The sequence below is a fragment of the Roseospira visakhapatnamensis genome, from assembly GCF_014197915.1.
In the GTDB taxonomy this organism is placed as follows: domain Bacteria; phylum Pseudomonadota; class Alphaproteobacteria; order Rhodospirillales; family Rhodospirillaceae; genus Rhodospira; species Rhodospira visakhapatnamensis.
In genome coordinates this window covers 1-24,493 of sequence record NZ_JACIGK010000013.1, presented here as the reverse complement: position 1 = coordinate 24,493, position 24,493 = coordinate 1, and the positions used below count along the sequence as shown (strand labels likewise).

The 24,493-nt window shown below is 69.2% G+C and carries 20 protein-coding genes; 11 read left to right on the top strand and 9 right to left on the bottom strand.

Going from position 1 to position 24,493, the window contains the following annotated elements; all coding sequences use genetic code 11:
• Positions 1 to 41 precede the first annotated feature (41 nt).
• Positions 42 to 1,658, top strand: coding sequence for a diguanylate cyclase (locus tag GGD89_RS09915; protein WP_184044699.1), 1,617 nt, complete (start codon positions 42 to 44; stop codon positions 1,656 to 1,658).
• A 47-nt stretch (positions 1,659 to 1,705) separates the two neighbouring features.
• Here GGD89_RS09915 and GGD89_RS09910 read toward each other — a convergent pair whose 3' ends face one another.
• Positions 1,706 to 2,656, bottom strand: a complete 951-nt coding sequence (locus GGD89_RS09910; RefSeq protein WP_184044697.1) for a DMT family transporter — start codon at positions 2,654 to 2,656, stop codon at positions 1,706 to 1,708.
• Between the two features lie 262 nt (positions 2,657 to 2,918).
• Here GGD89_RS09910 and trpB point away from each other — a divergent pair, with 262 nt between their 5' ends.
• Genes trpB through GGD89_RS09890 form a run of 4 tightly spaced genes read left to right on the top strand, consistent with a single transcriptional unit; the run spans position 2,919 to position 7,503 of the window.
• Entirely contained in the window at positions 2,919 to 4,172 is a 1,254-nt protein-coding gene (gene trpB / locus GGD89_RS09905; protein ID WP_184044694.1) for a tryptophan synthase subunit beta, read from the top strand.
• The gene (trpA, locus tag GGD89_RS09900) at positions 4,172 to 5,005 is read left to right on the top strand and encodes a tryptophan synthase subunit alpha (RefSeq protein ID WP_184044690.1); all 834 of its coding nucleotides are present in this window, start codon (positions 4,172 to 4,174) and stop codon (positions 5,003 to 5,005) included. Before trpB ends, trpA begins: the two co-directional genes overlap by 1 nt.
• A gap of 57 nt (positions 5,006 to 5,062) precedes the next feature.
• Entirely contained in the window at positions 5,063 to 6,175 is a 1,113-nt protein-coding gene (gene accD, locus GGD89_RS09895) for an acetyl-CoA carboxylase, carboxyltransferase subunit beta (protein WP_184044687.1), read from the top strand.
• A complete protein-coding gene (locus GGD89_RS09890) occupies positions 6,172 to 7,503 on the top strand; it encodes a bifunctional folylpolyglutamate synthase/dihydrofolate synthase (RefSeq protein ID WP_425503028.1) in 1,332 nt (443 codons plus the stop codon). The genes accD and GGD89_RS09890 overlap by 4 nt, the downstream gene beginning before the upstream one ends.
• A 19-nt stretch (positions 7,504 to 7,522) precedes the next feature.
• Here GGD89_RS09890 and GGD89_RS09885 read toward each other — a convergent pair whose 3' ends face one another.
• The 5 genes from GGD89_RS09885 to GGD89_RS09865 all read right to left on the bottom strand — a co-directional run bounded on the left by GGD89_RS09885 (position 7,523) and on the right by GGD89_RS09865 (position 12,257).
• Entirely contained in the window at positions 7,523 to 7,852 is a 330-nt protein-coding gene (locus GGD89_RS09885; protein WP_184044684.1) for a hypothetical protein, read from the bottom strand.
• A gap of 101 nt (positions 7,853 to 7,953) precedes the next feature.
• A complete protein-coding gene (locus tag GGD89_RS09880) occupies positions 7,954 to 9,447 on the bottom strand; it encodes a TadE/TadG family type IV pilus assembly protein (RefSeq protein WP_184044681.1) in 1,494 nt (497 codons plus the stop codon).
• Complete coding sequence (locus GGD89_RS09875; protein WP_184044679.1) at positions 9,444 to 9,989, bottom strand: TadE/TadG family type IV pilus assembly protein; 546 nt, start codon at positions 9,987 to 9,989, stop codon at positions 9,444 to 9,446. The genes GGD89_RS09880 and GGD89_RS09875 overlap by 4 nt, the downstream gene beginning before the upstream one ends.
• Positions 9,980 to 10,528, bottom strand: coding sequence for a TadE/TadG family type IV pilus assembly protein (locus GGD89_RS09870; RefSeq protein WP_184044676.1), 549 nt, complete (start codon positions 10,526 to 10,528; stop codon positions 9,980 to 9,982). The genes GGD89_RS09875 and GGD89_RS09870 overlap by 10 nt, the downstream gene beginning before the upstream one ends.
• Positions 10,529 to 10,868: 340 nt before the next feature.
• On the bottom strand, positions 10,869 to 12,257 hold the full coding sequence (locus GGD89_RS09865; protein WP_184044673.1) for a glutamine synthetase family protein: 1,389 nt from the start codon (positions 12,255 to 12,257) through the stop codon (positions 10,869 to 10,871).
• Between the two features lie 179 nt (positions 12,258 to 12,436).
• Here GGD89_RS09865 and GGD89_RS09860 point away from each other — a divergent pair, with 179 nt between their 5' ends.
• From GGD89_RS09860 to GGD89_RS09850, 3 genes are all read left to right on the top strand, one after another.
• On the top strand, positions 12,437 to 12,967 hold the full coding sequence (locus GGD89_RS09860; protein WP_184044671.1) for a hypothetical protein: 531 nt from the start codon (positions 12,437 to 12,439) through the stop codon (positions 12,965 to 12,967).
• An 86-nt stretch (positions 12,968 to 13,053) separates the two neighbouring features.
• Entirely contained in the window at positions 13,054 to 13,935 is an 882-nt protein-coding gene (locus GGD89_RS09855) for a transporter substrate-binding domain-containing protein (RefSeq protein ID WP_184044669.1), read from the top strand.
• The gene (locus GGD89_RS09850) at positions 13,932 to 16,148 is read left to right on the top strand and encodes a hypothetical protein (RefSeq protein ID WP_184044667.1); all 2,217 of its coding nucleotides are present in this window, start codon (positions 13,932 to 13,934) and stop codon (positions 16,146 to 16,148) included. The genes GGD89_RS09855 and GGD89_RS09850 overlap by 4 nt, the downstream gene beginning before the upstream one ends.
• A gap of 47 nt (positions 16,149 to 16,195) precedes the next feature.
• Here GGD89_RS09850 and GGD89_RS09845 read toward each other — a convergent pair whose 3' ends face one another.
• On the bottom strand, positions 16,196 to 17,080 hold the full coding sequence (locus tag GGD89_RS09845) for a thermonuclease family protein (protein WP_184044665.1): 885 nt from the start codon (positions 17,078 to 17,080) through the stop codon (positions 16,196 to 16,198).
• A complete protein-coding gene (locus tag GGD89_RS09840; protein ID WP_184044663.1) occupies positions 17,067 to 19,007 on the bottom strand; it encodes an ATP-binding protein in 1,941 nt (646 codons plus the stop codon). The genes GGD89_RS09845 and GGD89_RS09840 overlap by 14 nt, the downstream gene beginning before the upstream one ends.
• A 291-nt stretch (positions 19,008 to 19,298) precedes the next feature.
• Here GGD89_RS09840 and GGD89_RS09835 point away from each other — a divergent pair, with 291 nt between their 5' ends.
• Positions 19,299 to 20,138: a dienelactone hydrolase family protein gene (locus tag GGD89_RS09835; RefSeq protein ID WP_281396700.1), complete on the top strand. Its 840-nt coding sequence runs from the start codon at positions 19,299 to 19,301 to the stop codon at positions 20,136 to 20,138.
• A 121-nt stretch (positions 20,139 to 20,259) separates the two neighbouring features.
• Positions 20,260 to 21,750 carry a BCCT family transporter gene (locus GGD89_RS09830; protein WP_184044661.1) on the top strand — a complete coding sequence of 497 codons (1,491 nt, stop codon included), beginning with the start codon at positions 20,260 to 20,262 and terminating at the stop codon, positions 21,748 to 21,750.
• A gap of 128 nt (positions 21,751 to 21,878) precedes the next feature.
• On the opposite strand, the gene recG is transcribed toward GGD89_RS09830, so the two are convergent.
• Entirely contained in the window at positions 21,879 to 23,975 is a 2,097-nt protein-coding gene (recG, locus tag GGD89_RS09825; RefSeq protein WP_184044658.1) for an ATP-dependent DNA helicase RecG, read from the bottom strand.
• Between the two features lie 182 nt (positions 23,976 to 24,157).
• On the opposite strand from recG, the gene GGD89_RS09820 reads away from it, so the two are divergent.
• The gene (locus GGD89_RS09820; RefSeq protein WP_184044655.1) at positions 24,158 to 24,412 is read left to right on the top strand and encodes a hypothetical protein; all 255 of its coding nucleotides are present in this window, start codon (positions 24,158 to 24,160) and stop codon (positions 24,410 to 24,412) included.
• Positions 24,413 to 24,493: the final 81 nt, after the last annotated feature.

The window sequence follows — 24,493 nt, the reverse complement described above, 5'->3', positions numbered from 1 at the left end:
GTGGTATTGGTTGGTCTGGGTCGGGACTGGAGACGGCGGGTATGGCGAGACGAAGTACGTCGTGGAGACCGTTCTGGACGGCGTTCCCGATCCTGGCCCTGATCCCCATCATCGCGATCTCCGGCCACGCCATATGGTCGTTCTCGACCCGCCTTGAGGAGGTTCGCCGTAGCGAGCGGTTCGCCGTGAACCTGCAACGCGAGGCGGTGGCGCGCGGCCTGTTCCAGGTGGCCGCCGATGTCTGCATCCTGGCCGATCAGAACGAACTGGCGGCGTTCCTGGCCGACGGGGAGTCCGGCGCGCGCGCGGGCATGGCGCGGGAGTATCTGGCCCTGTCGCGTAATGCCCGTATCTACGACCAGATTCGCTACCTCGACGACGCCGGCAGGGAGGTCGTGCGCGTCAACGCCAACGACGGGGTGCCCTCGGTGGTGCCCGAGGCCGAGCTTCAGGACAAGGCGGGCCGGTATTACTTCGCCGAGGCGCTCGCCGTCGATCCGGGGCAGATCTATGTCTCGCCGCTGGACCTGAACATTGAACGGGGTGTTATCGAGGTTCCCCACAAGCCGATGATTCGCGTCGGCACGTCCGTCGTCGACGGAAGTGGGCGCACGCGCGGCGTGGTGCTCATCAACTTCCTGGCCCAGACCATGCTGGGCGGGGTGGAGGCGGCAGGCGCGGTCTCGGCGGGTCATGCGATGATGATGAACAACGAGGGCTACTGGTTCGTGACCCCGAATCCGCCACCGCGATGGGGGTTCATGTTTCCCGAACAGTCGGATGATCGCATGCCCGACCTGTTTCCGGCCGCCTGGGACTACATGAACAAGCACCCGCGCGGCGATGTGCGGACCGAGCACGGCCTGTTCACCTACGACACCTACTTCCCCCTGGAGGGGCTCAGCGACTGTCCCGGCCCGTCCGGCGAGGCGGAAACCTCGGTGGCGCGGCACAATGACGGGTATCGCTGGGTGCTGGCCTCACGGGTGCCTGAATCGACGCTGGCGCGATGGCGGCGGGGGGCCATCGTGAACGCCCTGATCATCGGTGTGCCCGTGTTGATCCTGCTGGCGGTCGGCACGCGCGCGGTTTCCGTGGTGGTGGTGGAGCGGCGGCGTCACCGCCAGCATCTGGAGTCGCTGGCCCGGTTCGATTCCCTGACCGGCCTCGCCAATCGCGTCACGTTCACCGAACACCTGGACGAGGAGGTCCTGCGCGCGAAGCGCTACGATCGCCGGTTCGCCGTCCTGTACATGGACCTCGATGGCTTCAAGACCATCAACGACACCCTGGGCCACGAGGTTGGCGACCAGGTGCTGATCGATGTCGCGGCGGTGCTGACCGAGACCTGTCGCGCGGTCGATGTGCCGGCCCGCTATGGCGGCGACGAATTCGTCGTCCTGCTTTCGGAGGTTACCGACGTTCAGGTCGCGCGAGGCGTGGCCACCAAGGTCCTGGACAACGTGCGGGCACTGTCATGGGCCGGGCGGGCCGTGGGGGCCAGCATCGGACTGGCCCTGTGGCCGGAGGACTCGTACGACGCGGCCACCGTGGTGCGTCTGGCGGACGAGGCCATGTATGCCGCCAAGGCCGCCGGCAAGAACCGCATCTGCCTGGCCCGGGACCTCGCGCCGGACGAGCCGGTGTCGGGCGGTTGAGCCGAACCGGACTCGGACCGTGACGCGTGGTCGTCAGAGGCCGGGCGTCAGCGGTCCGGGACGGCGGCGCGGCGCTTTCTCGTCCCCGCGAACAGCAGCCCATACAGGCTGGCCGCGATCACGCATAGGGTGACCACCTGGTACCCCTCGACGGTCTCGCCCAGCAGGGGAACGGCCAGCACCATGGTCAGCGCCGGCCAGGGGACGGTGACGGAACTGGCCACGGACACGTCGATGGAGCGCACGGCGTAGAACCAGACGATCAGTTCCAGGTAGTAGACGACGCCCATGACGAGGGCGAAGACCTGGAACTCGATCGTCCGAAGGTCGGCCAGGATCCGCGCGGGTCCCAGGATGGCCGTGAGCAAGACCCCGAGGATCGCCACCGACACCAGCACCCGAAGGAACGTGACCTGCGCGGGCGTGATCGGGGTGCGGTCCAGCACCTCCTTGATGATGACGTGGGCGACGCTCCACAGGAAGGGAACCCCCAGGGCCACGGCAAACCAGGGCGAGAACCCGGCGATCCGCCCGGTTCCCTCCGTCGCCAGGGCATAGAGCGCGGCCACCATCATGACCGTGAACAGCAGTTCCAGGGTGGTCTTGCGGCGCTTCAGGAACAGTGTTTCCCACAGGATCGCGAACAGGGGATACGCCTGGATGGCGATCGCGGCGCTCACCGCCCCGGCCTTTTCGACCGCCAGCACGTAGACATAGGTCGACAGGCCAAAGATCGCCCCGGTCAGCAGGATGATGGCCAGGGTACGGCGCCTCAGGGCCGGGGTGAGGTGGGCCTGGAAGAGACCCGTGTTCGCCGATCGCAGTTCCCACACCAGCAGGGGGAGGGAGGCCAGGAGCTGCCAGATCGACAGGAAGAAGGCGAAGCTGAGCGCGTCGAAGGCGGCCGGGCGGCTGTTGGCGACGATCGGCATCACCCCCAGGATCACCAGGCAGACGAACGCGAGCGCGATTCCAGCTCTTGGTGGCGGATGTGCCATCGGCGACCTCGATACAATCGGGACAACAAGATCAGATTGCACCGATGTCTGCGGCGTATCAATCGTAACATTGTCACCCTGACAATGCGATGCCCTCCGCTGGGCCGCCGGCCCGCCCGTGGGCGCGGGCCGGTCAGGGGCCTCGGCACCAGGACGACGCGCTGGTGCCCTTGCCGCCCCGCGTCGCCCTGCCGCACTTTGCTCTAGGCCCGGTCCGTCACGACAGGCTATAACCCCGGCGCGAAGAAAGGTGACGGACTCGATGACCCAGACTGCGACGCCTCCCCCCAACAGCTATCGCGCCGGACCCGACGAAGGGGGCCACTTCGGCCATTTCGGCGGTCGCTTCGTGGCCGAGACCTTGATGCCGCTGATCCTGGAGGTGGACGCGGCCTATCGGGCGGCGCGGGCCGATCCCGCCTTCCAGCAGGAGTTGGACGGCTATCTGCGGCACTACGTCGGGCGTCCCAGCCCGTTGTACTTCGCCCGTCGCATGACCGAACACCTGGGCGGCGCCAAGATCTACTTCAAGCGCGAGGATCTGAACCACACCGGCGCGCACAAGGTGAACAGCTGCATGGGCCAGATCCTGCTGGCCCGGCGCATGGGCAAGACCCGCATCATCGCCGAGACCGGCGCCGGTCAGCACGGCGTGGCCGTGGCCACGGTGTGCGCGCTGTTCGGCTTGCAGTGCGTGGTCTACATGGGGCAGACGGATATCGAGCGGCAGGCCCCCAATGTCTTCCGCATGAAGCTGCTGGGGGCCGAGGTAAAGCCGGTCACCAGCGGCTCCGCCACCCTCAAGGACGCCATGAACGACGCCATGCGCGACTGGGTGGCCAACGTCCACGACACCTACTACCTGATCGGTACCGTGGCCGGGCCGCATCCGTATCCGGCCATGGTGCGGGACTTCCAGTCGGTGATCGGCGAGGAAACGCGCGAGCAGATCCTGGAACTGGAAGGCCGCCTGCCCGACAGCCTGGTGGCCTGCATCGGCGGTGGCTCCAACGCCATGGGCCTGTTCCATCCGTTCCTGGACGAACCCGACGTGCGCATTGTCGGCGTGGAGGCGGCCGGCGACGGGGTCGAGACCGGGCGGCACGCGGCCTCCATGACCGGGGGGCGCCCGGGGGTGCTGCACGGCAACCGGACCTACCTGTTGCAGACCGACGACGGCCAGATCACCGAGGCCCATTCCGTTTCCGCCGGCCTGGATTATCCAGGCGTGGGGCCGGAACACGCCTGGCTGAAGGACCAAGGCCGGGTGGAGTACGTGCCCGTCACCGATGCCGAGGCCCTGGCGGCCTTTCAGGCGACCACGCGCCTGGAGGGCATCATTCCGGCGCTGGAAAGCGCCCACGCGGTGGCGCAGGTGATGAAGATGGCGCCGGAGCTGTCCCGGGATCACCTCATGGTCCTGAACATGTCGGGGCGCGGTGACAAGGACGTCAACACGGTCGCCAAGGTCCTGGGGACCGGGGCCGGCGGGATGGACCTGGAGGGAGTCCTGTGATGACAGCACCGGTCGCGCCCACCGCCCAGGGGCCGGGTCTCGTGGTCAACCGTCTGGACCGCCGCTTCGCCGCCCTGCGCGCGGCCGGTCGCGGCGGGCTGGTGACCTATGTCATGGCCGGCGATCCGGATCGCGAGACCGGCCGGCGCATCCTGGACGGCCTGCCCGGGGCCGGCGCCGACGTCATCGAACTGGGCATGCCGTTCTCGGACCCGATGGCCGACGGTCCGACCATCCAGGCCGCCGCCCAGCGGGCCTTGGCGGCGGGTCAGACCCTGCGGGCCACCCTGGACATGCTGGCCGACTTCCGGCGCCGGGAGACCGAGACGCCGGTGGTGCTGATGGGGTACTACAATCCCATCCATAGCCATGGGGTCGACCGGTTCGCGGCCGATGCCGCCGCCGCCGGTGCCGACGGGGTGATCATCGTCGATCTGCCCCCGGAGGAAGCCTCGGAACTGGCCGATCCGCTGGCGCGGCATGGCCTGCATCTCATCCTGCTGGCCGCGCCCACCACGGATGCGTCGCGGCTGGCCGCCATCCTGGTCAAGGCCGGTGGTTTCCTGTATTACGTGTCCATCACTGGCATCACCGGGACACGGGCGGCCGATCAGACGCAGGTGGCCGACGCCGTGGCCCGCGTGCGCGAGCGGACGGACCTGCCGATCGCCGTGGGCTTCGGCATCCGCACGCCGGAGCAGGCGGCGGCCATGGCCCGCATCGCCGACGCCGCCGTGGTCGGCTCCGCCGTTGTCGAGCGGGTGGCGGCCGGTGACGATCCGCTGGTTCTGGTGCGGGACCTGGCGGCGGCGGTCCGCGCCGCCAGATCCTGAGCCGCTCCGTGAGTCCGTCCTGTCCGTGATCCGTGTCCGTTGCCTTCGGGAGCATCCATGAACTGGCTGTCCGACTACGTCCGCCCCAAGATCCGCAGCCTGGTGGGCACCACCCGCGAGGTTCCGGACAACCTGTGGCACAAGTGCCCCGACTGCGGCCACATGATCTTCCACAAGGAGCTGGACAAGGCGCGCCGGGTCTGTCCGCAGTGCGGGCACCACATGCGCCTGCCGGTCAAGCGGCGCCTGGCCATGCTGTTCGATGACAGCGTGCACGACCGCGTGCCGCTGCCCAAGGTGCCGGCCGATCCGCTCAAGTTTCGCGACATCAAGCGCTATACCGATCGCCTGCGGGATGCCCAGGCCCGCACCAGCGAAAGCGACGCCATCATCGTCGCCAAGGGGCCGATCGAGGCGCGGACCACGGTGGTCGCGGCCTTCGATTTCGAGTTCATGGGCGGCTCCATGGGCATGGCCGTGGGCGAGGGCGTGGTGGTCGCCGCCGAACTGGCGGTCGCCGAGAAGGCGCCGCTGGTGCTCATTCCCGCCTCGGGCGGCGCCCGCATGCAGGAAGGCATCCTGTCGCTGATGCAGATGGCGCGGGTGACCGTGGCCGTGGACATGGTCAAGGACGCGGGCCTGCCCTACATCGTCGTGCTGACCGACCCGACCACGGGGGGGGTGACGGCATCGCTGGCCATGCTGGGCGACATCGCCATCGCCGAGCCGGGCGCCATCGTCGGCTTCGCCGGCGCCCGGGTGATCGAGCAGACCATTCACGAGAAGCTGCCCAAGGGCTTCCAGCGGGCCGAGTACCTGCTGGAGCACGGCATGGTGGACATGGTCGTGCCCCGTGACCAGTTGAAGGCGACGCTGGCCAGGGTGATCCGCTTGCTGATGCAGCCGCACCTGCCGGGCGATGCGCCGCTGCCGGTGCCCACGGAAGACGTCGGCTCTCCCTCCGGCGGCCATCGGGAGACCGAGCCCACCGGACCGGTGGATGACAGCGACACGCCCCATCCCGACGTGGAAACACCCGAGGACGACCCGGCGCGCGAGGGCAAGGCGCACGGATCGCGTGGAACCAAGGCGGCCCGATCCGGCGAGACCATCGTCGAGAACAGCGAGGCCGCCTCCACCGCCGCCGACCGCCCCCCGCCCGGGGCGTGAGCGTCGGGACGCCCGCGCCGCCGCCCGCCGATCGGGTGCTGGCGCGGCTGATGACCCTGCACCCAAAGGTCATCGACCTGGTGCTTGATCGGGTCTGGCGGCTGCTGGCCGATCTGGGGCATCCGGAGCGACGGTTGCCGCCGGTGGTGCATGTGGCCGGGACCAACGGCAAGGGCTCGGTGGTGGCGGTCCTGCGGGCCATCCTGGAAGCGGCCGGGCTGAGGGTGCATGTGTACACCTCGCCGCACCTGGTGCGCTTCGCCGAGCGGATCCGCCTGGCACGGGCCGGCGGAGGACGCCTGATCGACGAGGATCATCTGGCGGCCCTGCTGGAGGAATGCGAGCGGACCAACGCGGGCCGGCCGATCACCTTCTTCGAGATCACCACCTGTGCCGCCCTGCTGGCCTTCGCGCGGGCGCCGGCCGATGTGGTTTTGCTGGAAACCGGCCTGGGCGGGCGCCTGGACGCCACCAACGTGGTCGAGCGGCCGGCGGTGACGGTAATCACGCCGTTGTCGATGGATCATCAGCAGTTCCTCGGCGAGACGCTGGCCGCCATCGCCTTCGAGAAGGCCGGCATCCTCAAGCCCGGGGTGCCCTGTGTCGCCGCCGCCCAGGCGCCCGATGCGGCGACGGTGCTGACGCGGCGGGCGGCCGAGGTGGGTGCGCCCCTGGTCTTGGGCGGCCGGGACTGGCGTTGGAAAACCGCCGGCGACGGCGGGGTGCATGTGGCCGGCGCGTCCTGGCCGGCGCCGGCGCTGCTCGGCGTGCACCAACGGGCCAACGCGGCGCTGGCGATCCAGGTGGCGCGCGCGCTGCCGTCCGGCCTGACTCCCGGCGACGCCGCCATCCGCGCCGGGCTGACGGGCGTGATCTGGCCGGGCCGCCTGCATCGGCTGGAGCGGGGCGCCCTGGCCGGTCGGCTTCCGGCGGGCTGGGACCTGTGGCTTGATGGCGGGCACAATCCCGACGCCGGCCGTGCCCTGGCGGTGGTGCTCGCGGATTGGGACGACCGGCCGCTGCATCTGATCGCCGGCATGCTGGACACCAAGGATCAGGCCGGCTTCCTGGCCCCCCTGCTGGCGCGGGCGACGAGTTTTCATGCCGTGCCGGTGCCCGGGACCCAGGCCGGCGTGCCCCCGGCGGTGCTGGCGGACCGGGCGCGGGCGGTGGCGCCGGCGGGCTGTTCCGTTGACGAGGAGGGGGATGTATCTCAGGCCCTGGCGGGCATCACGACCCGTGCCGCGCGGCCCGGCCGTGTGCTGGTCTGCGGGTCGCTCTATCTGGCCGGCGCGGTTCTGGGCGAGAACGGCACGCCGCCAGCATAGGGCGGCATGGGGTGCGACCCTACTTCGGTGTGTATCCCAGGGCCAGCATGCACTCTCTGTAATATCGCCGGAAGGCGTCGCCGGCTTTCGCCCGGTCGGCCTGGATCATGGGGCTGTTGCCGGCGTGGCCGGTGTCGGCGCCGACGCGGCCGGGGGAGATCACCCGGCGCATCGCATAGTCGTCGGCCTTGCGCTTGCAGGTCCGGTCATCGACGTCCTGTCGCGCGGGCGTCACCCCGGCGGGGGCGGCCCAGCGGTTGGCGCTGCCACCGCCCGACGTGCCGCAGGCGGCGAGAGGGGCGGCGAGCAGCAGGATGGCGACGGCGCGGCGGGTGACAGGGCGAGGCACGGGGGACGGCTCCGGTGGCGGGGACGGGAAGAATGACGGCGAGGGGACCTCGCGCGGGGTCCCGTCATGCGACCTGTTCTTGCGTAGGGGATCGGCTTGGATCAGCGGCTGACCCGCAGCTTGGACAGTTCGACGGCGATGGCCTTGAACGAGTTCTTCAGGTCCTCCTGCGACGGACTGTCGAACCACTTGGTCAGGTCGGTGGCGCAATCCTTGTATATCTGCTTTGTCGTGGCGTTGATGCTGGAGGTGAATGTGACGGTGTAGACGACGATACCCTGTTGCTTGATCGACTCACAGACGGCGGCAAGATTGGCGTTGATGATATTCTTGGCCTTGCTCTTGCTGTTCGTTCCAAGACGCGGGTTGCTGGCCTCCAGTCGATCGTAGCCCGTGTAGTCCGAGTAGACTTCATTGTTATATTTATTGTACGTGCCGTTGTAATTCTTGCTAGGACTGTAGAACTGATTATCCCCGTCGGTCATCAGCACGATCGCCTTGATCCAGTTCGGCTCATCCCAGGGCTCTCCCTCGGTGAACGGGGCCGCCGGCGACAGCACGCGGCGTCCCCAGGCCATGCCCAGGTCGCTCATGGTGCCGCCCCGGTTCCAGGCCTCCAGTTTGGCGATGTTGTTGATCAACGTGCTCTTCACGTTGGTCAGGGGCACAATGCGCGAGGGACAGCCCAGGTTCGGACCACCGGCATCATTGCCATACTCGGATGGGTCATAGCGCACCGTGTTCATCATGTCGGTGATGTCGTAATTGTTCGACACCTCCGGTTCCCAGGCGTATGGCTCCCATCCGCTAGCGTTGTCATCGCCCATCAGGTCGGCGCCGGTGCGCTCAATGACACATCCCTTCCAACCCTGGCCGTTCAGGGGATCGAGGATGTTGTCCAGGTTCGCGGGTGTGTGGTTGAACGGTACATACCCCTCATCACCGGGCTCTGGCCACCAGGAGGGGGGAGTCGGTGACGTGAGGCCGCCGAGGGCCGCCGGGCCCGGGTTGACGGAGGCGGCATAGGGCACGATGGACACGAACAGGTTGGGGTGGGTGGTTTCGGTCCCGAACAGGATGTCCACCATATCCTTGGATGCGGTCCGCAAGGCGCCGATGTTGTTGTTGCTGTGCATCGAGCCCGTGTTGTCCAACACCAGGGCCACCTCCAGACCCCGGATGGCGCGGACCACCTGGGCGTCGGCATGCACGGTGATGGTGTCCCGCTCGACGATCTTCATGAAGAACGTGTCGAAGGTGGCCGAGGCCGACACCGTGATGGTGTTCCCCTGCGTCGAGACCAGAATGTCGTGAACGGACCCGATCCCACCGTCGGGGTAGTTGGCGTCGAAGAAGTTCTCCGCGCGTTCGTCCAGGTCCACATCGCTGGCGATGGTCGAGCCCACGGCGAGGGCGGCGGCGTCGACGGCGTAGGCCAGGCGTGCCTTCACGTAGTAGGCGACGCCCAGGTCGATCGCCATTCCGGCGGCGATCGCCAGCGGGATGGCCATGAGGCCGAAGATCACGGCGGTCACGCCGCGCGTGTCGCGCCACACGGACGGGAGGTGGTCTTGGGTGCGGTCGTTATCGATCATGGATTATGGTCCACTGACCCGTTGAGGGCGATGCGTCGCGCGATGCGAGGCCTGGCAAAGGACATCTGGTCCAGGAGACGGGGCTCCTTGATGATGTACTTCAGGAAGCTTTCGTAGTCATGCTGAACGACCGCGATGATCACGCTTTCTCCGGCGTCGCTCAGCCCATCGGCAAGGGCCGGATCGATCGTCACGGAGCCGTTCCCGGAGTTGTGCTGCCACAGGATCCGCAGGTCCTTGCCGGCGTCGAAGCCGACACTGGCCACGGCCATGGTGAGTTTGTCGGGGTCCGTGGCCAGGGGTTGCATCATCAGGACGGCGGCGGTGCGGATATCCGCGATGGACGCGTCGTCGTGGACGGCTTGCTGGGCGACCAGATCGGCGACCGTCTGCGCGGTGATCGTCGCCTTGCGCGACGCCTCCAGGTAGTGCGTGATCTCGACCATGCCCAGCAGCATGGTCACCAAGACCGGGAAGATCAGGGCCGATTCAATCGCCACGGTGCCGCGGTGGCAACGGAGAAGGCGACGAATCAGTCCCATGGTTCGCCTTTCACGATCATCGTGTACATCAGAAGTCGGCCGTTAACGTCGTCGTCATTGAAGAACTTCCCAAGAAATGGTGTCACGAACTTGTGTTGGCTGTAAATACGGACGGTGGTAATATCCGTGGCTCCGCCCGGATCGAAAACCGTGCCTTTCGGCATACCGTCCGATCCTGTCCCCAGGTCGTCCAGTTCGACGTCGTCATATTTTTTGAAGGTCCGCACGTCATAGGCAATGTCGCTACAGTCTACTAAATCGAATAGATTGTCGCACACGATCTCCGTGAATTTTTCTTCCGCCTTTTCGTCGTTGTACGTCTCGCCGGTGTTCTGCACCACGCCGGTGCGCAGCTGCCGGGCGCCTTCGTACATCGCGCCGTACAGCACCGCTTCCCTGGTGAGCATCACGCCCAGTTCGAAAATGGGGATGATCATCAGGAACAGCGGCCACGCCGCCAGGGCAAACTCAATGGACACGCTGCCACGGCGGTTGCGGGCAAGGCGTGCCCCTGACATGCGTATGCGTCGCGCCAGCATGCGTGACCCCTTTTCGATCTTCGGGCCGGTTTTGATCAGATCGCCGAACGGTGTCCGTTTGTCCCGACTCCCCGCCATCCTGACCCATGACACAGGCACGCGCCCCCCGTCTGTAACGCGGGTCACAGGCCCCGGCGCTCGGGGCATGCCCGTAACCGAAACGAGGATGCCCAAACCGCCACGACCTCAGGACCCGACGGGATGCGAGGTGCCCCCGATCCCTGATCGGCCATCGTATGGGCAAGACACTTGAGAGCATCGAAAGTTTAGCGAAAATTGCCGCGAAAAGAAAGAGGGTGTCTCCATAGGATGCCGTTCGCGAGCCCCCGGCGGGCACCGCTCACAGGTACCAGTCGTACTCGTGCGGGGCGATGACCGCCTGGAACTTCTCCATCTCGGTCCATTTCGTGGCCTTGTACAGGTCCACGTAGGCTTCGGTGAGGGCGGGTCGAAGGATGCGTCCGGTGCCCAGCGCCTCCAGGGCGCGGCGCCAGGTCCAGGGGATGGTCCGATCCACCTGTTCACAGGCGTTGCCGTGGACGGCCGGACCCGGGTCCAGCGTCCGCGCGATGCCGTGATGGGCGGCCGCCAGGATGGCCGCCAGCACCAGGTACGGGTTGGCGTCCGCGCCCGGCACGCGGTGTTCGATGCGCCGGCCGCCGCCATCCCCGGCGGGCACGCGGAAGGCGACCGAACGGTTGTTGATGCCCCAGCTCGCGTTGACCGGAACATACAGATTGGGCGCGAACCGCCGGTAACTGTTGGCGTTGGGGGCGAACACCGCCATGCTTTCGGCCATGGCGGCGGCCATGCCGCCGACCGCGTGGCGCAGCACCGCCGATCCGGCATCCGTGCCGTCGTCGAACAGGTTGACGCCGGCCGCGTCGGCGAGGCTCATGTGTACGTGCATGCCGTTGCCGGCGTGATGCGGATAGGGCTTGGCCATGAAGGTGGCCTCGAAGCCATGCCGCTCGGCCACCCACTCCACCACCCGGCGCAGCAACAGCGCATGGTCGGCCGCCCGCAAGGCGCTGTCCACGTGCTTGAGGTTGATCTCGAACTGCCCCGGGGCGAACTCCGAACTGGCGGTGAAGGCCGGCACGCCCTGCAGCAGGCAGGCGTGCTCGATGGCCCGGAGCACGACCTGGAAGTCGTCGAGGTCGGCCATGCCGTACACTTGGGTGCGCAGGTCGCGGCGCCGGGTGACCGGCGAGATGGGCGGGCGCGGGGCGCCGCCCGCGCCGCGCTCCGGATCGATCAGGTAGAACTCCAGTTCCATGGCCACCCGGGGGAACAGCCCGTCGGCCCTCAGCCGTGCCTCGACCCGGTCCAGGACGGTGCGCGGGTCCACCAGGGCCGGCGATCCGTCCTGGGCGCGCAGCGTCAGCATGACCTGGGCGCTGGGCACGTCGCCCCAGGGAATGACGGCCAGGGTGCCCGGGATGGGCATCGCCACGCAGTCCGGATCGCCGTCCGAGAAGCCCCGCCCCAGGGGGTCGTTGCAGTCTCCGGTCACGTCCAGCAGGGCGATGGATTCCGGGATCTGCATGCCTTTCACGAACAGGTCGTCGGCGTCGGCCACCGGATAGCGCTTGCCCCGCACCACGCAGCACAGGTCGAAGAACAGGCCGTCGACGTAGACGGTGTCGGGATGCGCCGCCAGGAACGTCCGGACCTCGGCGAGCAGGGACTCGTCCGTCGACAGGCTGTCGGAAGGGGCGTGGGCCATGACGATCGGGCCTTTCTGTCACCTTGGGTTGACCGACGGTGATCAGATTTTCTCGGGGCGCGGTCCGTGTCAATCGCCGGCGCCGATCCGGGGCCGAAACCGGCGCGGCGTCGTTGGCAAGGCCCGCGATCGGCTGATAAGCTGCGCCCAGGACAACCTCTGTTGGGTGAGCTGACGCCATGTCGCGAATTTCTGTGTCCCTGGAGACCCGACGGACCGTGTTGAGCGTCACCGGTGTCTTTGCTGTGGTGCTGACCGGGGCCGTGCTGCTGGCCACCGTGCCCGACGCCATGGGCCAGTCGGACGCCCCGGGGCGCGTGCCCGATGCCGCCGCCTCGTCGGACGCGGGGTCCGAGGACACCGGGGCATCCGGGGCCGCGGCGGCGGTGCCGCAGATGCAGCCCGCCGACACGCTGACCGCCATGGCCGGGCACAGCACCCGGCTGGGCAAGTGGCACATCCATCGCATTCCGGATCTGCGGCTTGGCCAGCCGACGCTGGACCCCAAGAGCGGCGCGATCTACCACCCCGTGTCGGTCTCGGGGACCGCCATTTCGTTCTACGTGATCGGGTCCGGCGAACAGGAGCTGTGGGAGGTGCCGATCATCTGGGCGGGGCAACCCACCGGGCCGCGCTATCACAAGCTGAACTACTTCGGCATCCTCGAGGAAACCGGAACCCTCTATATCTATAGCCGTGACACCGAGTAAGCGTGAAACCAAAAGGGTCTGACACTGCATCCGCGCCGGGTCGGCCGCCGCGCGGGGTTTGGGGACGGGCTGGCCTGACGGTCAGTGTGCTGGTGGTCGCCGGCCTGGGGCTGGCGGCCGCGATCATGGCTACCGGCGGCGATCGGACCCGGGACGGCGCGGTCCCGTCGCCCCTGGCGCCGGGGCGATCGCTGACCGTGGCCACGGTGGAGGGTGCCTTGCCGTTGTCCGGTACCCGTCCGGACGGACGCCTTGGCGGCTTCCATGTGGCCGTGGCCCGCGCCGTCTGCGCGCGCCTGGGGGCGGAGTGCCGCTTCGCCATGATGGCGCCGGCGGAGCTGATGCGGGCGCTGAAGACCGGCGCCGTGGACATGGTGGCCGCCGATGTCGTGGCATGGCCCGACGAGACGGCCGGGGTCGTCCTGGCGCCGCCGCACGCGCGCCGGTCGTCCCTGGTCGTCGCCCGCGCCGCCCTGGTGGACGAGGCCGCGCCCGCTGGCGACGACGCGCCGCCGGCCGGCGCGGAGCCTGCCAACCTGGCGGTCCTGTCCGGGCGCGTGGTGGCGGCCGTGGCCGGCTCCGATCAGGCGGCGGCCCTGCGCGGGCTGGCGCCGGCCGAGGCCTCGGTGGTTCTGGCCGAACGGCAGGCCGAGGTGTTGCGGGCCCTGCGTGAGGGTGACGCCGACGTCGCCGTGTTGCCGCTGTCCGTGGCCGTGGCCTTCCTGATGCGCGGGGAGGGCGCCGGCTTCCGTGTGCTGGGCGGGCCGGTGCGGGCCGCGCGGGCGGGCGGTCCGGTGTCGCTGGCCGTGGATCCCGGAGACGCGGCGCTGGCGCGGGCGGTGGGCCGGGCGGTGATCGACCTGCGTCGCGAGGGACGACTCATGGCCATGGCCAGGGACATGCTGCCGCTGCCGGAAGCCGCCGCGCCGCTGGCGACCGTCGCCCGGCCAAGGGCGGCCCGGCCATGATCCTGCAAGGACCCCGCGTGGAGGCCGCCGACGCCGGTGGTGGTGGCGTGGCGCCGGGAGAGGCGGCGGCCCCGCCCGATGACGCCCCTCGGACCGCCACCGAACAGGACGGCGCCGCCGAGCCGTCGAGCACGACGGGACCGGATCCCGCCGCCACGCCCAGGCCGCCCCCGGCCCGGCGCCGATGGGCGAACTCGGGACCGGGCCTGATCCTGGGCCTGATGGCCGCGTTGGTGCTGCTGGCGATGATGGGCGCGGCCGTGCTGATCGAGACGCGGTTGCGAGAGACACGGGGCGCGCTGGAGGCCGTGCGCGTCGCCCAGGCGGTGCGCGGTGACCGAAGCGCCGCCGCTCGCCAGCTGGACGTGGCGCGGGCCATGGCGCGACAGGTCCGCCATGCGCCGACCGGGCCCGCCGGGGCCGAGTCCCGACGGACCGCGATGGTGCAGGCCACCGTTCTGCTGGGGGATCCCATCCTGCGTCCCTGGCTCACGCCGGCCCGGCGTGCCGACCTCGACCAGGCCCGCGCGGCCCTGGACACGCTGGCCGCCGCGCGGGCGCGGCCGGGGGCCGTCGATGGCGTGACGATCGCCGCGCGGCTCGATGCCCTGGCGCGGCTCGCGGCGCCTCCCGAGGCCCCGCGCGACTCGTCCCGCGCGAGCCTGCTGCGCGGCCTTCACGACGTATTGACGCGGGCGGCGCGGGCCGACGGGCCGGCGTTGGCGGTGCTGGAGCAGGAGGCCCGGCTCCTTGCCGCGCGGGCCATCGCCGTTGGGCCGGATCCCGCCGCCACCCCCGATGGGGCGGTGGATCCGGTGTTCGCGGCCATTGAGGCGGCCTTGTCGATCCCCGCCCTGCGGACGGCCGAGAGGGCCTCCGCCGAACAGGCGGACGCCCTGTGGCGTCAGGTCGACGCGACGGTGGCGGGCGCAGCCGAAGACCTGCTGGCGGCCGGTGACACGGTCATGCTGACGGCGCTTGATCGACAGCGGATGCGCCTCGATCACCTGTCCAGGGGATGGCTGGCGGTGCTGCTGGGGGCGCTGGCGGTGGCCGTGGCGGGTGCCCTGGTGATCGGGGCAAGTACCGTGGCGCCGCTGGTCCGCCTGGGGCGTCGGGCGCGCGGGCTGGGGTTCGGCGATGCCGGACAAGGACAGGCGCTGGCCGAGGCATTGACGGCGATGGAGGGGCTGCGGGCGCGCACGACCGAGGCCGAGGCGGACGCACGGGCGGCGCGTGCCGACGCGCGCGTGCTGCGGTCGGCGCTGCTGGGCGCGGCGCCGGAGGCGGCCCTGGGGCGTAGCCTGACGACGGTGGCCCAGGAACTGCAATCGGTGCTTGGGGACATCCGCGCCCACGCCACCCTGGCGCGCCACGAATGCGAGGACCTGGTGCCCCCGGACGACGCGCCGCGCGGCCGGGTGCCCCGCCCGCTACCCCCTACCCAGGACCGGGCCGCGCGCCTGATCGTGGAGGCCTGCGCGGCCTTGCGGGATCACTGTGAGTTCGCCGCGCATCTGGTTGGCGCGTTGCGCCATCTGGCGGGCGCCGACGCGGATCGGCCCCGGTCCATCGACCTGACCCGCACGCTGGAGGAAACGTTGTCGGTGCTGGCGCCACGGCTGCGGGCGCTGGGGGCCAGCGTGCGCCTGTCGTGCAACGAGTCGGTGGTGGTGCGCGGTGATCCGGTGGCCTTGGGGGCGGTGCTGTTCTACGTGGTGGAAGGCGCGGTGTTGCGCGCCGAGGGCGCCTTGCCTCGACACCGGTCGCCGGCTCTCGCCGAGGCGCAGGAACCGGACACCGACGCACCGGACGGGGGGCGGCGGTCCTCGGGCGGACCTCTGTTCGACCGGATGTCGGCTGGACCGGATGCCGCGGACCGGCGGGCGCCGCATCCGGGCCTGAACGGCGTGTCGGTGGCGGCGGTGCTGGAAAGCGGGGGGCGCGTGCGCCTGAGCATCGCCGACGACGGTCCGGCGCCCGGACCCGCGATCCGCGCGCTGGTGCGCAACCTGGATCCGTCACGGCCGGAGGGGGGCGCCGCCGATCTGGCCCCGGCCCTGCGGGAGGCACCGGAGGCCGCGGCCCTGATCCTGGCCGACGCCCTGGCGCGGGCCGGCCTGGGATGCGGCCTGGACGTCCTGGTGGGCGAGGATTGGGGCCTGACCGTGCGCCTGTATCTGCCGCTGCATGCCATCGAGGATGACGCCTGATCCGATGGGACGCGCCCGCCACCACGGCCGGGGTGATGATGGCGGGGTCAGTCCAGCCAGACCCGCGTTTCCAGGGGCGCGGCGTGGTCCAGCGCGATCATCGGTCCGTTCGTGGGAAACAGCCAGCCACGCACCTGGACCAGCTGCGCGCGCAGATCCCGCAGGCGGGTCGGGTCCAGGTCGGTGCGCCGGGGTCGCTCCACCATGACCGTGAAGTCCCGGCGCCAGTCGGGGCCGAAGTTGAGGTAGAGACGCCCGCGCACCAAGGCGACATCGCGCACGACGCCGCGCACGATCTGGAAGGTACCGATCCAGGGCCATGTCTGGTCATGGTGGCGCGGATGGTAGAGGGCGTCGGCCCACAGGCCCCGGCGGGCGCGCCGCGCCCGGGCCTCCAGGCTCAGCAAGCGATCGGCCCCGGCGGCGGCCCCGGCCATGGTCTCCACCCGCGCCAGCCCGGCGGCGATCAGGTCCGCCTGAAGCCAGCGGCCGTTCGACCCGCCGGGGGCCGCCCCGGACGGGGGGAGCACCTCGACCTGGGCCAGCAGGCGGCCGTGCCGGTCGCGTCCGACGGCGGGCACCCACGGTCGCGCGACGGCCGTCCGGCAAGCCGCCCGGATCCGGGTCAGCGCCTCGGCTCGCACGGCCTGAACCCGCGCGGCCTCCCCCGCGCCATGGCGGTTCCGGGGCAGATCGGCGGCTTGCGGCAGGCGCACGGCGGTCAGGGCCAGGGTCTCGCCTCCGGCCAGAACCAGGGTGCCGTCGTCCCGTACGCCGGCGACGGGGACGGGCTCCGCCGGGCTGAGGCCGGGGGCCGGCGGGGTCGCGCGTGCCCCGGCGCCCGGGCCCGTGCCGAGCAGCGGAGTCGCCAGGCCGGCCGTGGTCCCCAGGGCCAGGACCCGCCGGCGGGTTGGGGTCCTAGGGCGGCGCATCGCCGTCGGGCACGACCGGGAAGAGCACCGTGAAGGTGGTGCCCTGGCCCTCCTCGGACTCCACGAGAATATGGCCCTGGCAGCGGTTGACGACCTTGCGGGCGATGGCCAGGCCGATCCCCGTGCCGGGGTATGTCTCCCGCGTATGCAGGCGGTGGAAGATCATGAAGATGCGGTCGCGCTGGCCGGCGGGAATGCCGATGCCGTTGTCGGCGATGGCGATTCCGGTGAACGGGCGGCCGCCGTGGTTCACCCGGGTGTGACTGAGACGGATGCGCACCGGCCGGTCCACGTGGCGGTACTTCAGGGCGTTACCGATCAGGTTGATGAACAGGCAGGTCAACTGGTTGGCGTCGCCCCGGACGCGCGGCCAGGGATCGGGGGCCAGGGTGACGGCGGCGCCGGTCTCGGCAATCTGCGCGGACAGCGTGCCCAGGGCCTCCTCCAGGAGGGGGCGGCTGGGCAGGAGGGACAGGGGCCGAACATCCCGGCCGGCCCGGGCGTAGTCCAGCAGATCGACAATCAGGGCGTCGAGGTCTGTGGCGCCCGTCATGGCGAAGTCCAGGAACGCGCGGGCGTCGTCGGGCAGGCTGTCGGCATGGCGTCGCGAGACCATGCCGAGCGACGTGGTGATCATGCGCAGGGGTTCGCGCAGATCATGGGAAACCACATGGGCGAAGTGCTCCAGTTCGGCATTGGCGCGCTCCACGTTGGCCATCAGGGTCTCGCGCTGGGTTTCGGCCTGGATGCGGTCGCCGATATCATGGACGACGGCATAGATCAGGGGGCGGCCGTTCACCGATACCGGCCCGGCGTGCGTCTCCACGTCACGCACTGTGCCCGAGGCCAGGCGATGGCGTTCCCGGACGACGGACTGGACGTGTTCCGTGGCCCGGCGCGTCGCCGCGAGGCCATCCTCCGGCCGCGCGACGGTGATGTCGTCCAGGGACAGGGCGGTCAACGTGTCGCGCGCATATCCGTAATACCGGCAGGCCGCGTCGTTGCACTCCACGATGCCGCCCGTGTCGGGGGCGATCAGAAGCTGCACCGAGCGGCTTCCCTGGAACAGAGCGCGATAGCGCTCCTCGCTTTCCTCAAGCGCCAGGGCCCGCAGCTTTTCGTCGGTGATGTCGGCGCGCAGCCCGACGAACGAGCCGTCGGCCGTGCGTCGCTCCGTGAACCGATACCAGCGGCCGTTGCTGAGCAGGTGCTCGCTGGAGGAACTGGGGTTGCCGTGTTCCCGGCTGCGCTCGACCAGCCAGGCTTCCTCGCGCCCGCGCGCCGCCACGAACACGCCGGCGTTCACGCAATGGTGCAGGAAGTCCTGAAACGGGATGCCGACGCGGATATGCGGCCGGACGGCGGCATACATGTCCTCGAACCGGCGATTCCACAACTCCAGGCGATCCTGGGGATCCCACAGGGCGAACGCCTCCCCCATGGCGGCGATGCCCGCCTCCAGCCGGCGCCGGGCGGTCTCGGCGGCCTCCCGGGCGATTTCCCGCTGCCGCGCGTGATCGACAAGCTCGGTGACGTCCACCACCGTGCCCCGGATCACCAGGGGCTGACCGTTCGCGCCCACCTGGGGGATGCGCACGCGAGTGCGCAGGTGCAGGATGCGGTTGTCGGGGCCGAACAGCCGAAACACGGTATCGTTGGGCGGGTCCCCGGCCTGGCAGCGCTGGAAGAAGCACTGGTAGGGCTCCCGGTCCTCGGGGACGATCAGGCTCGGAAGATCGTCCAGGGTCAGGCGGACGGAGGGATCAATGCCCAGCAACGCGAACAGGCCCGGCGACCAGCGGACCCGGCCCAGGTCCAGCCGCCACTCCCAGACCCCGACGCGGCCGTCCCGTTCGGTTTCCAGGGCGAGCGTGGCCAGCGGGCCGGCGTCCCTGTAGGCGGGCAGCACGCTCGGCCCATCGGGCACGGCCAAGGTCTGACCGCCGTCGTCCCATGCGGAGGGCCGGTCTGATGTCTTGGGGATCATGGTACGCGATGCCTTGTCGTCCGGAGGCGTATCGACGCCCTGGCTCCAGGGGATCCCGGAAACCACCATTGTGTGCCAAACCGGTGCGCAAGAAAAGACTGCGCAACCGAACCGGTGCGATCGAGTCGGGCGTTGGTCTTGATCCATCGTCACTTGGAACCATGTCAAAAGCGTGGGCGGCATCGGAGTGATCGCCGGTCGTGGTTCATGGCAACCAGGGAGGAACGCGGAATGCGTGATGAGGCTCTTCACGGCGGGGTGGCCGCCACGGATCCGCCGCCGACGTCGGCACCGATGATGCCGATGGGACGCCGCGCCATGGTGAAGGGGCTGGCGGGGGTGTCCTTCGCCGCCATCCTGGCCGATCCGGTGCTGGCGCGGGCGGCCGCCGAGGAGACGGACGAGGTGAGCCTTACCCTGCCCTCGGGTCGCACGGTGTCGGCGGCGCTGGCCCTGCCGGAGACGCTGCCGGCGCCGACGGTGATGCTGATCCACGAGTGGTGGGGGCTCAACGACCAGATCAAGGCGGCGGCGCGTGAATATGCCCAGGCCGGTTATGTGGCGCTGGCCATCGACCTGATGGGCGGGGCGGTGGCCTCGACCCCGGACGCGGCGCGCGCGCAGATGCAGGCGGTGGACGCGGCCGAGGCGACCGAGACCTGCGCCGCGTGGATGGACTGGCTGCGGAGCCACGAGGCCGGCACCGGTCGCCTGGGCACCGTGGGCTGGTGTTTCGGGGGCGCGTGGTCGCTGAACGCGTCCGTGGCCGCGCCGGTCGATGCCACCGTGATCTATTACGGCCGCCTGATCCAGGAGGCCGAGCCGCTGAAAGCCCTGCAAGGACCGGTACTGGGCCACTTCGCGACCCAGGATGGGTTCATCGACCAGGCCATGGTGAAGGGCTTTCAGGCGGCCATGGCCGAGGCCGGCAAGGCCGACAGCCTGACCCTGCACTGGTACGAGGCCGACCACGCCTTCGCCAATCCGTCCGGCAGCCGCTACGACGAGGACGACGCGCGCCTGGCCTGGGAGCGGACCATGGCCTTCTTCGACGCGCATCTGAAGGGATAGGGGCGCTTCGTCGACGGCGGTGTGATCGGCCCCGCGGGCCTCCACGCGGGGTCCGTTTTTAACGGCGCGGTCCTGTCCTCTGGTGTACCGTCACCCGCCACCAGAGGCGGAGCGTCCTGTTGTGTTCAAGAATCCCCTGATGCTGGTCGCCCTGAGCATGACCACCGTGATCGCCGTGTGGGGCGTGGTGGACACGGACGGGCTGTCCGCGCTGGCGTCGTCGGCGACGTCCACCCTGTTCACCAGTCGCGGTTGGTTCATCATGCTGACGACCAGCGTGATGCTGCTGCTGATCGTGGCCCTCGCCCTGTCTCCCTACGGCCGGATCAAGCTCGGGCAGGACTGGGACAAACCCGAGTTCAGCACCGTGAGTTGGCTGACCATGATGTTCGCGGCCGGCATGGGCGTGGGACTGCTGTACTACGGGGCCGCCGAGCCGCTGACCCACTTCGCGCTGCTGAGCGACTACGTCGACCCGGCGGAAGCGGCCACCATCGCCCACTTCGTCACCACGTTCCATTGGGGCCTGCATGCCTGGGCGATCTACGGCATGGTGGCGCTGGTCATCGCCTACTTCGGCTTTCGCAAGGGGACGCCGAAGCTGATGAGCGCCCCCTTGATCGCCGTGTTCGGGCGGACGCGGGCGACCGTGTCGGTGGGCTGGGTCACCGATCTGGCGGCCATCGTCGCCATCGCCATCGGGGTCGCCGGCTCCCTGGCCATGGGGGTGTTCCAGTTGGAGGCCGGGGTGGTCGCGCTGTTCGGCCTTACCGATCCCGCGCCGTGGCTTCCGCTGGCCCTGTATGCCGGCATGTGCGCGACCTTCCTACCGCCGCTGCTGGTCGATCTCGGTCGGGGCATGGCCGTGTTGTCCAACACCGCCATGGTCCTGGCGGTTGGTCTGATGGTGTTCGTGCTGCTGGCCGGCCCGACCTCCTACGTGATGAGCAGCATTGTCGGCAGTATCGGCGAGTACATCGCCGGCGTGGTGCCGCACGGGTTCCGCACCTTCACCTTCTTCGACGCCCGGATCGAGGGCTGGTTCCGGGACTGGACCCTCAGCTACATGGCCTGGTGGCTGGCCTGGGGGCCGTTCGTGGGGGTGTTCGTCGCGCGCATCTCGCGGGGTCGCACCATCCGGGAATTCGTCTTCGGGGTTCTGTTGGCGCCGACCCTGTTTTCGATCGTCTGGTTCGGCGTCTTCAGCAGCGTCGGGTTCTTCGGTGCCCTGCGGACGGAGCTGCCCGTTCTGGAGGTCGTCGCCGAGGACTTCAATCGATCGACGTTCTACCTGCTGGAGCAGTTGCCGCTGTCCGCCCTGACCACGCTGGCGGTGGTTCTCGCGGCCTTCCTGTTCATCGTCACCAGCGTGGTCAGCGCCGCCTTTGTCCTGGGCATGTTCTCGTCCGGCGGTGACGCCAACCCGGCCGGGCGGGTGAAGGTGATCTGGGGGGTGATCCTGGCGGCGCTGGGGCTGGTGATGATCCTGTCGGACAGCATCGGCGCGGTGCGGTCCATCATCGCCCTGGGCGCCATGCCCTTCCTGTTCATCGTGCATCTGCTGATGGTCAGCCTGGTGCGGTTCCTGGCGCGGGAGGAGGTGCCCCGATGATCGTCCATCCCCTTGTGGATACCCTTCTGAACGTTTTCGTGTTCGTGTTCATGGGGGTGGTGGCCTGGCTGTACACCGGGGCGCCGACGAAACTGGACGATTAGGGATGCCCCGCGCCGGCGCGGCCCTCAGCCCGACCCGAGCGTCCGCACCGCCGCGTCGCGTTCGAACAGATACAGCAGCACGCGCAGCGCCTGACCGCGTGCCCCCTCCAGACGGGGATCGCGGTGCGCGATCAGCTTGGCGTCGTCGCGGGCCATGGCCAGAAGGTCCGTGTGCGTCGCCAGGTCGGCCAGCCGGAACGCGGGCAGGCCGCTTTGCCGGGTGCCCAGAACCTCGCCGCCGCCGCGCAGGCGCAGATCCTCCTCGGCGATGAAGAAGCCGTCCTCGCTGTCGCGGATGACCTTGAGGCGCTCCCGCGCCACCTCGCCCAGGGGACCCTGATAGAGCAGCAGGCAGGTGGACTGGCCCGTGCCCCGGCCGATGCGTCCACGCAACTGATGCAACTGGGCCAGGCCGAAGCGCTCGGCGTGCTCGATCACCATGACCGTGGCGGCGGGCACGTTCACGCCGACCTCGATGACCGTGGTGGCGACCAGCACGTCCACGCCCTCGCGGGTGAACCGCTCCATCACCGCGTCCTTCTCGGCCGCCGTCATGCGGCCGTGCACCAGCCCCACGCGTCCGCCCAGCACGCCGCGCAGGTCCTCGTACCGGCTTTCGGCGGCGGCCAGGTCCGAGGTCTCCAACTCCTCCACCAGCGGGCACACCCAGTACACCTTGTTGCCGGTGGCGATGGCCCGCTGGATGGCCTCGATCACCTGGGGCAGGCGATCCTGGGGCAACACGCGGGTGTCCACCGGCTGGCGGCCGGGGGGCTTCTCGTCCAGGCGGGAGATGTCCATGTCGCCGTAGTGGGTGAGGGTGAGCGTGCGCGGGATGGGGGTCGCGGTCATCACCAGCACGTCGGTCGCCCGCCCCTTGGAGGACAGGCCGAGCCGCTGGTCCACGCCGAAGCGGTGCTGTTCGTCGATCACCACCAGTCCCAGGTCGTGGAAGGCGACGTCGGCCTGGAACAGGGCATGGGTGCCGATCAGCACCCGGACGTCACCGGCGGCCACGGCGGCCACGAGGTCCTCCCGCGCCTTGCCCTTGTCGCGCCCCGTCAGCAGGGCGATGCGCACCCCGACGGCCTCGGCCAGGGGGGCGATGGTCTCCAGGTGCTGGCGGGCGAGGATCTCGGTGGGCGCCATCAAGGCCGCCTGGGCGCCGGCCTCCAGCGCCACCAGCATCGCCAGCCAGGCAACCACCGTCTTGCCGCTGCCCACGTCGCCCTGCAACAGGCGCATCATGCGGGCCGGGCGGGCCATGTCGGCGGCGATCTCGTCCACCGCGCGCCGCTGGGCGCCGGTCAGGGCGAAGGGCAGGGCGGCCAGGGCCGTGTCGCGCAACCCGCCGTCCCCCGTCAGCGACCGTCCGGCGCGCTCGCGCAGGCTGGCGCGCACCAGGATCAACGCAAGCTGGCTGGCCAGCAACTCGTCATAGGCCAGACGCGCCCGCGCCGGGGACAGCGGTTCCAGCGCGGCATGGTCCGCCGGGTGGTGCGCGGCCTGGAGCGCCTCGCCCCAACTTGGCCAGCCCTCGCGCGCCACCACGGTCGGATCCAGCCATTCCGGGGCCGTGCGGGCGACCGTCAGGCCGAAGTCGAGCGCCGCCCCCACGACCTTGCCCAGTATCTTGGGGGTGAGGCCCTGGGTGAGGGGGTGCACCGGCTCCACGGTCTGGATCGACGCCAGGTCCGAGACCGGCACCACATGGTCGGGGTGCGCCATCTGCGGCAGGTCGTTGTAGACCTCGATCCGGCCGCTGACGACGCGCTGCTCGCCCACGGGCAACAGCCGTTCCAGGTAGTCGCGCTTGGCGCGGAAGAACACCAGGGTGAGCGTGCCGGTCTCGTCCGAGGCCGCCACCCGGTACGGCGCGCGGCTGCCCGGCGGCGCCGGGCGGTGCTCGTCCACGGTCAGCACCAGGGTGGCCACCGTGCCGGGCATGGCCTCGGTCACCTTGGGCCGGTTGCGGCGGTCGATGATCCCCGTGGGCAGGTGCCAGAGCGCGTCCACCACCTTCGGCCCCATCAGTTTCTTCACCAGCGGGGCGATACGCGGACCCACTCCCTTCAGGGAGTCGATGGGCTGGAACAATGGGTAGAGCAGTTCTGGGCGCATTTTATTTTATACCGAGTGTTTTGGTTCCAAGAGATCTTGAATTCCCTAAATTATTTTGCCGCAATGTTTCTATTCATCATTTTGATGTGTCTTCTCTTTTTATCATCTATTTTTCGTCGCTTCAAGTTCGTGTGCACTAAATTTTAGGTTGCATGTTTGTACAAAAAATGATAGTTTTTCTCTTGAACGTTTTCAAAATGCCGAAAGGTTGCGAGCTTATGTTTAAAAAAACGATAAAATTTTTTGCAATACTCTCTTTGGTTTCTGGATGTGCATCATCAATTACTGTAAAGCCAGTTGATACTCATGCGTTTACTCAGAAAGCTGTAAAAAATTATGAAGTTGGAGTTGTTCAAGAGGCTTATGTTGGCGATGCCATGATTCGTGTCACGAAGAGTCATGTATACAATAATGTAGCTGGAGGCTTATCCCTTTGAGTCCGGGACCACATCATGTGGTGACAGGTGGTCCGGAATCGCGTAGAACGAAGAGTGAACAACCGCCGTTTCCGGAGCCCG